This is a genomic window from Methanococcus aeolicus Nankai-3, from assembly GCF_000017185.1.
Classification (GTDB): Archaea; AGJL01; Methanococci; order Methanococcales; family Methanococcaceae; genus Methanofervidicoccus; species Methanofervidicoccus aeolicus.
Genome location: NC_009635.1, coordinates 583,234 through 596,825, shown reverse-complemented (window position 1 = coordinate 596,825; position 13,592 = coordinate 583,234). Strand labels below are relative to the sequence as shown.

Sequence of the window (13,592 nt, the reverse complement as noted above, 5' to 3'; positions counted from 1 at the left end):
ACCATGAAATACTTAATCCAATCAACAGATGAAAACATATTAAAACATGCTGAATGTGGTGGGGCGGTGTCTGCATTATTCAAATATCTTTTGGATAAAGAAATTGTTGATGGAGTTTTAGCCCTAAAAAAGGGAGAGGATGTTTATGATGGAATACCCACTCTTGTAAAAAATTCAGAGGAACTTATAGAAACTTGCGGTTCTTTACATTGTGCCCCAACAAACTTTGGAAATATTATAAGTAAACATTTAAATGATTTGAAATTAGCAGTAGCTGTAAAACCATGTGATGCCATGGCCATAAATGAGCTCCAAAAAAGACAGCAAATAGATAAAGACAATATCTATACAATAGGTTTAAATTGTGGTGGAACAATTCCCCCAATTACTGCAAGAAAAATGATTGAGATGTTTTATGGCGTAAATCCTGAAGATGTTATCAAGGAAGAGATAGATAGTGGTAAATTCATAATAGAATTAAAGGATGGAACCCATAAAGCCATTAAAATGCATGATTTAGAAGATAAAGGATTTGGAAGGAGAAAAAACTGCCAGAGATGCGAATTAAAAATTCCAAGAAATGCAGATCTTGCATGTGGAAACTGGGGGGCAGAAGATGGATGGACTTTTGTTGAAGCATGTTCAGAAAAAGGAAAAGAATTAATTGAAAATGCTGAAAAAGAAGGATATATTATGGTTAAAACCCCTTCTGAAAAAGGTATTAAAATTAGGGGAAAAATTGAAAAAATTATGATTGGTCTTGCCAAATCCGCCCAGAAGGAACAACTTGAAGAGAAATACTATTCCCCCGAAAAATGGAAAGAATATTGGAGCAGATGTATAAAATGCTATGGTTGTAGAGATGCTTGCCCACTATGTTTCTGTAAGGAGTGTGCTTTAAGTCAAGATTACATGGACAAAGGGGAAATTCCACCGGACCCGATAATGTTCCAAGGTATCAGACTATCCCACATGAGTTTTAGCTGTATAAACTGCGGTCAATGTGAAGATGTATGTCCAATAGAGATCCCAGTGGCCCATATTTATCATAGGACCCAATTAAAAATAAGAAAAACAACAAACTTTATTCCTGGTGTAGATGACAGCATGCCATTTTTATACCAATAATTCTTTATTTTTTTATAATTATTTTATGCTCATTTCTAATTTCCCACATGCTTGTTAATAATTTTGTTTTAATATATGTTTTTATTGCCAATTTTTCCAATATATTCTTATTTAATGTTATTTTTTCTTATTGATATTATTTTTAATATATTTTAGTTTTGAAAGTGAATAGTAAAATATTGGAGCTCCATAAAATATCATCTTTTTAATTTTCTTTATTTACTATTTCTTTTTCTTTTAGGATAAATACTTTGTCTCGTTCTCTCACAATATTATTTAATTTTACGCCAATATTTTGCCCCTTTTGCCCTATATCTTTTGGATTACTATTTATTTGTATTGAGGATATTGTTTCTTCCACACAGCCTGTTTTGTTTCCAATTATTAATACATTATCTCCAATTTTTAAATCTCCAATTAACTTTATTTCCGCTACCATTGGTTTTTTATAGAAATTTACCACTGTTCCGATTTCTATTTTTGTGTATGGTGATAAATTCCCCTCTTTTTCATGTTGGAAGTCATGATTTGTAGTTAAATCCCTGAAATAGAATCCTGTGTCATATTCTCTATTATATATTTTTTGGAGCTCCCTTTTGAAGTATGGGATTTTTTCATCATAGGTTCCATCAATTACTGAATTAATTGCATCTCTGTATGTTTTTGTGGTTCTCATTACATAGTCGGCATTTTTAGCCCGGCCCTCTATTTTAAAGCTATCCAATGCCTCCATTAGCTCCGGGACATGCTCAATTGTGCAAATATCTTTTGGAGATAGTAAATATTTACCTTCACAAATAAGTTCGTGTGTGCCATCATTATGTTCATTTATTAGCTTCCATTTTCTCCTACATGGTTGAAGGCAGTCCCCACAATTTGCATTTCTGTTAAATAGGTAGGAGCTTAAAAAACATCTTCCACTTAGTGCAACACAGAGAGCTCCGTGAATAAATCCTTCGAGCTCTAAATTATAATAATTATTGTTATATTTGCCATTATCATTCTCATTATTATTTTTTAAATTGTTTCTAATATCTTTTATCTGGTTCAATGTTAATTCCCTTGATAAAATTATCCTTTTTGCAAATTTTGAATAAAATTTAGCAGTTAATGAGTTAGTAATATTTGTTTGAACGCTTGCATGGATTCTAAGACCATACTCTTTTGCCAGTTCCATTGCTCCCAAATCGCTAACTATTACTGCATCAACTTCTGAACTATTGGCAAAATCAAAAATATCATTTAATTTCTTCAAATCATTTTCATAAACAACGGTATTTGTGCATAAATAGACTTTTTTATTATTTTCGTGTGCAAATTTTATTCCTTCCTTTAATTCATCTCTATTAAAATTTTTAACTGTAAATCTCATGTTTAACTCTTTTAAACCACAATAAACTGCATCTGCACCATAATTAATGGCAGTTTTTAAGCATGTTAAATCTCGTGCAGGTGCCAGCAATTCAACCATATTTTCACCGGATTAAATATTTAGATTAACATTATACCATCATGCATTTATATTATAAAAATTATATTATGACCCATGGATAAGGACATTATGTATATGTATATGTATATATATATGTATATGTATATGTATATGTATATGTATATGTATATGTATATTATCTATATGAGGTGGTGGTATGTGCAATAAAAATAAATCAATGAATGAATACAACATAAATACGAATACGAAAAATCCAGAAAATAAGGGAAACGAATTGGATGACGGAAAAAATAAAAAAAAGATGGAATATGAGATAAAAGAAATTTTAGAAAAGGTCAAAAACGAGGAAAAAAATAAATCAATTGTAATCAAAAAAACCATTGAAAACATAGACAAATCATTAATAGATAATTTAGCAAGCCTTTTATCGAGTGAAGTAAAGGCTAAGATATATATTTATCTCAGAAAATATGGAAATAGCACAGTAGATGAAATAGCTCATGGAACAGGAATATATCCTTCCACCATTAGGGAGGCAATTTTGGAAATGTATAAAAGTGGAATTGTAGTCAGAGAAAAGTTGGATAAAGAAGGGTTGGGTAAAAAACCATATATTTATTCAGCGGTGTCTCCATCTGAGCTCGTAAAAAAATTATCAAAAGGACTCCAAAATAAATTAAACGAAGTGATAATGCTCGATAAAAAAATTAAAAAGAAAGAAATTAAGATACCGTTCTTACCTGTTAAAATAGTTGTCAATGACGATATTGATGAGCGAAATGATTAAATATTACTAAAATATCACAATGACATGTACATAATTCATGTATCTTAAAAATTATTATAATCATTAGTATGTAATAATTATTTAGTATTTTAATTCCATGTGGTGGGGGTGATTATTTTGAAAACCATATCTTTATGCCCTACATGTTTAAAGAAAATAAATGCAGAGATATTTGAAGAGGATAAGAGGATAATAATAGAAAAGGAATGTCCAAAACATGGAAAATTTAGAGATATTTATTGGAATGATGGCGAAATATATGAAAAATATAATAAGTATGAATATATTGGAAATGGAATAAAAAATTCAAATACTGAGGTTAAAGATGGATGTCCTTTTGACTGCGGATTATGTCCAAATCACAAATCTACAACCATACTTGCAAATTTAGATGTAACAAATAGGTGTAATTTAAACTGCCCTATATGTTTTGCAAATGCAAATAGAACTAAAAAAATATACGAACCATCCATTGAAGAAATAAAAAAGATGATAATTAATTTGAGAAGCGAGGAGCTCCCCTGTCCTGCAATACAATTCGCCGGTGGAGAACCAACAATTAGGGAAGATTTACCGAAATTAATAAAAATGGCTAGGGAGTTCGGATTCAACCATGTTCAAGTTGCTACCAACGGCATAAAATTAAAAAATATTATGTATATTAAAAAATTAAAAGAAGCTGGATTATCCACAATTTATTTACAATTTGATGGCTTAACAGAAAAACCCTATTTAATTGCAAGGAATAAAAATCTACTACCTTTGAAATTAAAGGTTATAGAAAATTGTAGAAAAGCCAATTTTAATAGTGTTGTTTTGGTTCCAACACTTGTAAAAGGGGTTAATGATGACCAGATAGGAGATATAATAAGATTCGCAGCTAAAAACAGAGATGTTGTCAGAAATGTAAATGTTCAGCCAGTTTCTTTCACTGGAAGAACTGATGAAAATAAAAGATTGGAACAAAGAATAACCATTCCAGATTTTATTAAACTTGTGGGGGAACAGACAAACGGAGAAATTCTAAGAGATGATTTTTATCCTGTGCCATTTGTGGTGCCAATTTCACTGTTTGTCGAGCTCTGGGAAAATAGTCAAGTAGTAAAATTAGGAGCTCACCAACACTGTGGAGCTGCAACCTATGTATTTGTAGAAAATGATGAGCTCATACCTATAACAAGATTCTTTAATGTTGAAGGTTTTATAGAACTTCTTAAAGAGGTTTATGATGACCACCAGGATAAAACTAATGAATTATCCAATATAGAAAAAGGAAAAATACTTTTAAAAATCACAAAAGAACTGCCTAATTTAGTGGATTCTTCAAAAACGCCATCAAATGTAAAATTTATGGAAACCTTAATAAAAATATTAAAGGGGGATTATAATGCCCTTTCGAAATTCCATTTTAATACGATTTTAATTGGATGCATGCATTTTATGGACCCATACAATTTTGATGCTAAAAGGGTTCAAAGGTGTATTATACATTACGCATTGCCGGATAACAAGATAATACCATTCTGCACTTACAATACATTATATAGAAAACAGATTGAAGATAAATATTCAATACCTATTGAGGAATGGAAAAAAAGAAAAAAATAATGATATATTACTTTTTCTAAAAAATTATTAATTATTAATTATTTTTATAGGATGGGTCAAATATTCATACCCTATAAATTTTAAAGTTTCATTTATATATGGATAAATATATTTATCATAGAATTGTGTATTGATATTTAAAGAATATATAAAATGACCCACACTAATTATTAATTATTTTTATTCAAAATGCTTATAATCGAATTCTTCTTCTTTTATTCTTTCCCCCGTAATCATATAAACTATTCTATCTCCAATTGAGGCTATTAGATTTCCGTTTCTTTCCAAATATTTTCCAACAAATATTATTTCTGTTACCTTTGATGTATGAGATGGATTTTCTATAATATGCCTTATCATTTCCCCATATAATTCTTCAAATAATTTATCTATTTTTTTATCTCTTTTATATACTTCTCTTGCTAATTCTTCGTTCTTTTCTTGATATGCCTTTAATATATCCTTTAACATATCTTTAAGATATAGCACCATAACATTTAATATTTCACTATCTTTATTCATTTTAGTGTTGGATCTCAATGTAATTTTAGATATTTTTGAGGCATTATCTCCTATTTTTTCAAGTTTTGATATTATTTTTAATACTGTCAATAGTCTTCTTAAATCTGATGCTACGGGCTGTTGAAGTGCCATGATTGAAACACATTTTTCCTCTATCTCCATTTCCATTAAATCTATGACATTATCTCCTTCTCTAATTTTTTTAGCAAGCTCTTTATCCGATTTTAAAAATGCCTGTACTGATTTTTCCAACGATTCAATACATAATTCCCCCATTTTAATTACATCCTGCTCTATTTCTTCTATTTGGGTATCATAAGCATTTCTAACCATAAATTCCACCAATATTATTTTTATTATTTATTATTATTTTATTTTACTATTTTTTTTAATTATCTAATATATAGTTAATCTTCAAGAACTGTCCCTTATCCGTCCCAAATTATTAAAATATTTTCTGTTATTGTTCATAATAAGAGATTTTATATATCTTTAACATATGTGATACGGAAAATTGTTCGAAGATTGACTATAAATAAAATAGGATGTAATATATAGAATTATCCAAATCTCCCACTAATGTAGTCCTCTGTTTCTTTTTCAGATGGTTCAAGGAATATTTTTTCAGTTTTATCGAATTCTATTATATCTCCCATTAAGAAAAATGCCGTATAATCCGAAATCCTACTTGCCTGTTGCATATTGTGGGTAACAATTACAATAGTATATTCTTTTTTCAATTCTGCCATTAAATCCTCAATTTTTAATGTGGATATTGGGTCAAGGGCTGATGTTGGTTCGTCCATTAATATTACATCTGGTTTAACTGCAATTGTTCTCGCAATACACAATCTTTGCTGCTGTCCTCCCGATAAACCTAATGCAGATTTTTTTAAATCGTCTTTTACCTCATCCCATAGTGCCGCTTTTTTTAAGGATTCTTCTACAATTTTATCCAATTCGCTTTTTTTCTTAATTCCGTGTATTCTTGGACCATATGCAACATTATCATAAATACTCATTGGAAATGGATTTGGTTTTTGGAAAACCATACCTACGGTTTTTCGGAGCTCCACAACATCAACATCTTTGGCATATATATTTTTTCCATTTAATAATACTTCCCCCTCTATTTTCACAATAGGAATTAAATCATTCATTCTATTTAGGCATCTTAAAAATGTAGATTTACCACAACCACTAGGTCCAATTAATGCCGTTATTTTTTTATCATATATTGTTATAGAATTATTTTTTAATGCCTGTTTTTCTCCATACCATAAATTTAGGTTATTTACTTTTATTTTTGTGTCCATTGTATCACCCATTACATCCTATCGATTTTAAATTTATTTTTAATGATATTTGCAAATCCAAATAATATGAACATCATTACAACCAACACCAAGGCAATACCATAAGCCTGTTGGAGCTCCTCGGCGTTGGAGTATTCCGTAGCAAGAACATATAGACTAAATGGTAATGCTGATACCCTACTGAATAAATCAATACTAAATCCAAAGGCTGTTGCAGCGGTGAACATAATTGCAGCAGTTTCCTCTGCACTTCTACCCATACCCAATATAATACCAGTAATTATTTGAGGTAATGCAGTTGGAATTACAACTTTTTTTATTGTTTGTAGTTTTGTGGCTCCCAATGCTAAACTACCCTCTCTTAATCCAGGGGGAACTGATTTTAATCCTTCTTCTGTGGTTCTAATAATAATTGGTAATGTCATAAATGATAAAGTTAAACCCCCAATTAATAGACTTGGACCAATTCCTGATTTAATGGCAATTGCATATCCAAAAAGCCCGAATACAATCGAAGGAAATCCTGCAAGAGTATCCGAAGAAAATCTAATTAATCGAGTAAGATAATTATCTGATGCATATTCATGTAAATATATGGCACCAAGCACTCCAAAAGGTATTGAAAATGAAATAGATACGGCAACAAGAGCCAAAGTTCCCTTAATTGCATTCCATATTCCATCGAAAGTCCGTTCTTGTCCCAGTATTACACCTATTGGGTTAGCATCTCCAAAGAAGAACTGCATATTCAATGCTCCTGCCCCCATGTAAAATAAATATCCTACAATAATGAATAAGATACCTATCACTGAAAGTCCAAAAAGATATAGCAATGAAAATACAATTTTTTCCTCAATTTTTGATTTTTGAGAATGATTCAAGGTTTCACCTTATAGTAATATAATTCATATATTTGATATATCATTATTTTTGTATTATTATTTTGTATTATATTGCATTATTATTTTGTATCATTTTATTTTTTAAATGAATACAGTTAATAAAATTTTAATTTTAATAATAAAATATTTAACTTGTTTCGGCGAGAAGTCCCCTTCCGTAAGGGGGGGGATGAAAGCCGAAGATTATTTATATAACTATTCTCACAATATTTATTGCTACCGAAAAGAAAAGGTAGCCTAGGGCTGGGACAGTCCGAAGTGACGCCTGTGGAGACTACGGGTCGGAAGCAGGAAGCTCCGTCCGTAAGGTTGGAGTAGTTCACTCCCATTTGATTCTATATTTTTTATCAAGATATTGGGACAATAAATTTAATATCATAATTATAATAAATAATACCATACCCGTTGCAAACATCGAATAATAAATGGCACTTCCTGCGACAGCCTCTTTAATATTTAATACGATATGTGCCGTTAGTGGCCTAACTGGGTCAAATACTGAGTGTGGGACCAATGCCCAATTACCTGCAACCATTAAAACTGCCATGGTTTCACCTATTGCCCTACCCATTCCCAATATAATTCCTGACATAATACCACTAATAGATGCAGGAATTAGTACTTTTTTTATTGTTTGCCATCTTGTGCTTCCAAGGGCAAGGCTTCCTTCTTTTAATGCTCTTGGCACTGAACTCAAAGCATCTTCGGATATTGCTGTAATGGTTGGAATTATCATAATTGCCAATATAATAGATGCCGCAAGCCAGCTAAACCCCGGATTTACATTAAAGGTTTCCCTTATAAATGGAACAAGTAAAACCATACCTACGAATCCATATACTACTGAGGGTATTGCCACAAGAATTTCAATTGACGGTCGCAATATTTTTTGAGCCCAGTTTGGTGCTAATTCTGATAAAAATATGGCACAACCCACTCCCAGGGGTACGGCAAAAACCAATGCTAAAAGTGTTACAAGGACGGTTCCCATTATCATTGGAAAAATTCCATATAATCCATTATATGGGTCCCATTTTGTCCCAAATATAAAATCAATCGGACTAACTGTGGAAAATGTTGGTAATCCATTGGTTATTAAAAATACAATAATTGCCAATATGACAAAACTTGAAAACATTGCGAAAAGCATTATAAATTTTTCTGCAATATATTCATATATTAAAGACATATTTTTCATCTATTTCACCAGAATTTAATAGATTATTTTTTTAAGGTATGACGGACGAATAGTAAATATATGACCTATATAATATAAAATATAATATATGGTGTGTGTTTAGGGACACAATTTTTGCCTTTTATTGCATATATATTAATTGCATGTAATTAGGTATGCTGTTTAATATTGTAATATATAATTCTCACATTTGACAATAAGATAAGATATTACTAATATAAATATGCTTCTATTTTGAATATATATTCATAAAATATGAACGGTGATATTATTAAAAAATATGCTATTATATTAATATCGGCATTATTGCTAACTATGATTTCAGGATGTTTATCGGATAAAGAATATAATTATAATTATTATAATACTCCCAATGAACAGTTTGAAGGAAAAATAGTAAAAGTCGTTGATGGAGATACTGTCGATGTAATGTTAAAAAATGGAACTAAATATAGAATAAGACTATTGGGTGTGGATACTCCTGAAACATATATAAAAAATAAACCTAGTGAATATATTATGGGCGATGGCAGACCAATAACAAATATTACTTATTTAAAAATATGGGGTAAAAAGGCAACAAAATATGCAAAAAATATGTTGGATAATAAAACAGTAATAGTAGTATTTGATGGAAAATCACAAAAAAAAGATAGATATGGAAGATATTTGGCATATATCTATGTAGACAATGTTAATTTCAATGAAGAACTTGTAAAAAATGGTTATGCTAGGGTATATATTAGCAATTTTGAATTAAAAAGTAAATTTTTAGAGCATGAGCAAAAAGCAAAAGATAGTAAAATTGGATTGTGGAATTGGAGTAATAATTAAATTTTGTATGAATTCATTGAAATAAAAATAATACCTATAATTATCAATATTATCCCAAATATCTGCAAATTAGATACCTGTTCCTTTAAAAAAACTATGGCTAATATCATGGTAATAGCTGGACCTATCGCAGACAAGGTTACGACTATACTTGCTCTTCCACTATGTAGCGAATAATATAATAATAAGCTCCCAAGTAGTATCAGTATTGCAGATGCAATTCCATATAATAAAATATCTCCTTGGAGAAGTTGTAATTTTTGAGGGTATTTTATAATAATAAATATACAAAATATAATGCCTAAAATATTTACAATTATCCATTGCAATAGTGGGTCCTTTTCAGAAACTATTTTTGCTAAAAATGTGCCTACGCCATACATAAGAGCAATAAGAAGTCCTGCAATTATTTCATTAATAATACCACCATTTCTCTGGAATTCAAAAATCTTAGATTTTGTAGAAAATATAGTAAGTTCAATAACTGTCCCTTATCCGTCATACTTATTATGAATTTCTTCATTTATTTGTAATATAGAGATTTTAGCTTTAATAGGGGGCGATTTATTGAAAAAGACCGAAGATAGACTATAAATAAAATAATATAATTAAATAATTAATTTCGGAGCTCCCCCATATATTCATAAAAAAATTAAAAATAATTGTTAATTATAACTTAATTATTTTAGCATCTATTATATTATCAATATTTTTTAATTTACTTATCACTTCCTCTGTGATAACATGGTCTAAATTAAGAACCATAACACTTTCTCCTCCTGGTTCTTGTCTTCCAACTTGCATTCCTGCAATATTTACTCCATAATCTCCCAATAGTGTGCTCGCTTTTCCTATTATTCCTGGTTTATCCATATGTTTAATTACACAAACAATACCTTCTGGTTTTATATCTATTTTATAGTTGTTTATTTCTTTGAGCACAGGAGCTCCTTCAACAAGTGAGCCCACCAATGATATACATTCTTCTTTTCCTTCTGCTTTTATTTTTATGCTACTTCCATATTCGCACTCTGAAAGTGTTCCCTCTACGATTTTTATATTTCTATTTTTGGCTATGGTTGGAGCATTTACCAAATTAACACCTGCAAGTAATATTGGAGATAATAAGCCCATTAAGAATGACCTTTTTACCATTTCTGTATCCTCTGATGCTAATTCGCCACTATATGTTAATTCTACTTTTTCAACGGATTTATCGAGAAGCTGTATAATCATATTCCCCATTTTTTCAGCAAGTGCCATATATGGATTTAATTTGTTCATTTTATCTGTTGGCATTCTTGGGAGATTTACTATATTATCCGCAGGTTTTCCAGCCAATATTTTTACAACCTGTTCAGCTACCACAGTTCCAGCACTTTTTTGAGCTTCTACCGTTGAAGCTCCTTGGTGAGGAGTCCCTATAAATTTATCAAGTGTTAATAATGGATTATCTTTTGGTGGTTCTTCCTCAAATACATCTAGTCCGGCTCCTCCTATTTTTTTATTGTTTATGGCATCATATAGGGCTTCTTCATCAATAAGTCCGCCTCTTGCACAATTTACAATAATTGTATTTGGTTTCATTAATGAAATTTGTTCTTTTCCGATCATATGTTTTGTTTTTGGAGTTAATGGAACATGAAGAGTTATAAAATCACTAACTTTACATAAATCATTTACTTCCATAAGTTCGATGCCCATATTTTTAGCAACTTCCACAGGTATATATGGGTCATAAGCTACAACAGTCATTCCAAAAGCTTCCGCTCTTTTTGCTATTTGCTGTCCAATTCTACCTAATCCAATAATACCGAGAGTTTTTCCGTAGAGCTCCATACCTTTGAATGATTTTCTGTCCCATTCTCCTCTTTTTAATGATGCCGTAGCCTGAGGTATATTTCTTGCCGAAGAAAGCATTAAACCCAAGGCCAATTCTGCAACTGAAATTGAAGAAGCATCTGGTGAATTAACAACAATAATTCCTTTTTCTGTTGCTGCTGTTAAATCAACATTATCAACGCCAACACCAGCCCTAGCAATTACTTTTAAATTATCCGCAGCATCAATTATTTCTTTTGTTGCTTTTGTTCCACTTCTTATTACAAGTGCATCAGCATCCTTTATTTTTTCTTTTAATTCTTCAACAGTGAGGTCTGTCGCCACTTCCACAGTTCCTGCCTGTTTTAATAATTCCACGGCATCATCATGAATTGAATCGGTTATAAGTATTTTTGGCATAAAATCACCTAATAAATTTAATTGTTTTAGATTAGACATATTAATTAACATAATATAATAAAATATATAATAATATATATGGTATTTGTCGATTTACCATATTCTATATATTTTTGTATTATTTATTGTGTAGATATATATAACAAAATATAAAAACAATAGTATGATAAATAGTATTATATAATGTAATAAAATAACATTTGGACATATTATATATTTAATATATTTATAATTATAGTTAATCTTCAATAACTGTTCCTTATCCGTCTCAAATTATTAAGTAAAATCTCAAAGAGATTTTATATATTATATATTATTCTTCAACTATGCGGTACGGAAAATTGTTCGAAGATTGACTATATGGTTTTTTATACTAATTTATAATTTTATAAATTTTATATTTATTATACAATTTTTTGGTGGATTATATGTATGGAATATTAGTTTTAGAAGACGGGACATTTTTAAAAGGAAAAGGATTCGGTGCAGAAGGCGAAGTTTTAGGAGAATTAGTATTTAATACCTGTATGACCGGATATGTGGAAATTCTAACAGACCCATCATATAGTGGTCAAATAATAACAATGACTTATCCATTGGAAGGAAACTATGGAGTAGATGAAGAATGGTTCGAATCTGATGGAATAAAAGCCGAAGGATTTGTTGTAAAAGATATGACCAGTGAAAAATTAGATAATTTCTTAAAAGAATACAATATTCCCGGAATAAGTGATATTGACACAAGATTTATTACAAAAAGAATTAGGTCAAAAGGAGTTGTAAAGGCACTTTTAAAAACTTCAACAGAACCAATAAACGAAAATGACATAAATAAATATGTGGAAATGGCTAAAAATCATAAAGATTTATCGGAAATTGATTTGGTGCCTAATGTATCTACAAAAGAAACAATAATCCATAAGGTAGAAGACGATAAAGAAATATCAAAATGTGTTTTAATTGATTGCGGAGTTAAAACAAGTATAATCGACTGCCTGTTGGAAAGAAATTGCACTGTGATACAGGTGCCATATAATACCCCTGCTAAGGAAATATTAAATTATGGTGCTAATTTTGTACTGGTATCAAATGGTCCCGGCGACCCAGATAATATGGAAGATACTGTAAATATTGTAAAGGAGCTCCTTGGAAAAATACCAATTACAGGAATTTGTTTAGGACATCAAATTATATCCTTAGCATTGGGTGGAAAAACTTATAAAATGAAGTTTGGACATAGGGGAGGAAACCAGCCAGTGGAAGAAAATGGATTAGTATATATAACATCTCAGAATCATGGATATGCATCAGAAAACATATCAAAAGAAGGAATTAGTATTAATTCGATAAATCTAAATGATAATACTGTGGAAGGACTTAAAGGAGATAATTTACTATGTGTTCAATATCACCCGGAGGCAGCTCCTGGACCTCATGATGCCATGTTTTTGTTTGACGAATTTATTAAATTGGGACAAAATAATAAATAATAATATTTTTTAATAATATTTTTTTATGAATATTGGGTTTTTAAAAACCGTTTTTTTTTATAATTTATATTATTATTTTTTACACTATTAAAAAAACGATACCATTATATATT

The 13,592-nt window shown here is 30.1% G+C and carries 12 protein-coding genes; 5 read left to right on the top strand and 7 right to left on the bottom strand.

Going from position 1 to position 13,592, the window contains the following annotated elements; all coding sequences use genetic code 11:
* The first annotated feature begins 3 nt into the window (after nucleotides 1-3).
* A complete protein-coding gene (locus MAEO_RS02865; RefSeq protein WP_011973294.1) occupies nucleotides 4-1,128 on the top strand; it encodes a Coenzyme F420 hydrogenase/dehydrogenase, beta subunit C-terminal domain in 1,125 nt (374 codons plus the stop codon).
* Nucleotides 1,129-1,333: 205 nt separating this feature from the next.
* Here the strand turns inward: MAEO_RS02865 and MAEO_RS02860 are convergent, their stop codons facing one another.
* On the bottom strand, nucleotides 1,334-2,599 hold the full coding sequence (locus tag MAEO_RS02860; RefSeq protein ID WP_011973293.1) for a peptidase U32 family protein: 1,266 nt from the start codon (nucleotides 2,597-2,599) through the stop codon (nucleotides 1,334-1,336).
* A 283-nt stretch (nucleotides 2,600-2,882) separates the two neighbouring features.
* On the opposite strand from MAEO_RS02860, the gene MAEO_RS02855 reads away from it, so the two are divergent.
* Nucleotides 2,883-3,368, top strand: a complete 486-nt coding sequence (locus tag MAEO_RS02855) for a helix-turn-helix domain-containing protein (RefSeq protein ID WP_157196850.1) — start codon at nucleotides 2,883-2,885, stop codon at nucleotides 3,366-3,368.
* A gap of 117 nt (nucleotides 3,369-3,485) precedes the next feature.
* Nucleotides 3,486-4,976: a tetraether lipid synthase Tes gene (gene tes / locus MAEO_RS02850; RefSeq protein WP_011973291.1), complete on the top strand. Its 1,491-nt coding sequence runs from the start codon at nucleotides 3,486-3,488 to the stop codon at nucleotides 4,974-4,976.
* A 180-nt stretch (nucleotides 4,977-5,156) separates the two neighbouring features.
* Here the strand turns inward: tes and phoU are convergent, their stop codons facing one another.
* The 4 genes from phoU to pstC all read right to left on the bottom strand — a co-directional run bounded on the left by phoU (nucleotide 5,157) and on the right by pstC (nucleotide 8,914).
* Nucleotides 5,157-5,831 carry a phosphate signaling complex protein PhoU gene (gene phoU / locus MAEO_RS02845; protein ID WP_011973290.1) on the bottom strand — a complete coding sequence of 225 codons (675 nt, stop codon included), beginning with the start codon at nucleotides 5,829-5,831 and terminating at the stop codon, nucleotides 5,157-5,159.
* Between the two features lie 227 nt (nucleotides 5,832-6,058).
* Entirely contained in the window at nucleotides 6,059-6,814 is a 756-nt protein-coding gene (pstB, locus tag MAEO_RS02840) for a phosphate ABC transporter ATP-binding protein PstB (protein ID WP_011973289.1), read from the bottom strand.
* An 11-nt stretch (nucleotides 6,815-6,825) separates the two neighbouring features.
* Entirely contained in the window at nucleotides 6,826-7,695 is an 870-nt protein-coding gene (pstA, locus tag MAEO_RS02835; protein ID WP_011973288.1) for a phosphate ABC transporter permease PstA, read from the bottom strand.
* Nucleotides 7,696-8,035: 340 nt separating this feature from the next.
* Nucleotides 8,036-8,914 carry a phosphate ABC transporter permease subunit PstC gene (gene pstC, locus MAEO_RS02830; RefSeq protein ID WP_011973287.1) on the bottom strand — a complete coding sequence of 293 codons (879 nt, stop codon included), beginning with the start codon at nucleotides 8,912-8,914 and terminating at the stop codon, nucleotides 8,036-8,038.
* Between the two features lie 255 nt (nucleotides 8,915-9,169).
* On the opposite strand from pstC, the gene ecnA reads away from it, so the two are divergent.
* Complete coding sequence (ecnA, locus tag MAEO_RS02825; RefSeq protein WP_011973286.1) at nucleotides 9,170-9,748, top strand: calcium-activated nuclease EcnA; 579 nt, start codon at nucleotides 9,170-9,172, stop codon at nucleotides 9,746-9,748.
* Here the strand turns inward: ecnA and MAEO_RS02820 are convergent.
* Together MAEO_RS02820 and serA are read right to left on the bottom strand one after the other, a co-directional pair.
* Entirely contained in the window at nucleotides 9,745-10,170 is a 426-nt protein-coding gene (locus tag MAEO_RS02820; protein ID WP_157196819.1) for an EamA family transporter, read from the bottom strand. The two genes, ecnA and MAEO_RS02820, sit on opposite strands and share 4 nt — an antisense overlap.
* A 247-nt stretch (nucleotides 10,171-10,417) precedes the next feature.
* Nucleotides 10,418-11,989: a phosphoglycerate dehydrogenase gene (serA, locus tag MAEO_RS02815; protein WP_011973284.1), complete on the bottom strand. Its 1,572-nt coding sequence runs from the start codon at nucleotides 11,987-11,989 to the stop codon at nucleotides 10,418-10,420.
* A 428-nt stretch (nucleotides 11,990-12,417) separates the two neighbouring features.
* Here serA and carA point away from each other — a divergent pair, with 428 nt between their 5' ends.
* Nucleotides 12,418-13,479, top strand: coding sequence for a glutamine-hydrolyzing carbamoyl-phosphate synthase small subunit (gene carA / locus MAEO_RS02810; RefSeq protein ID WP_011973283.1), 1,062 nt, complete (start codon nucleotides 12,418-12,420; stop codon nucleotides 13,477-13,479).
* Nucleotides 13,480-13,592 lie beyond the last annotated feature (113 nt).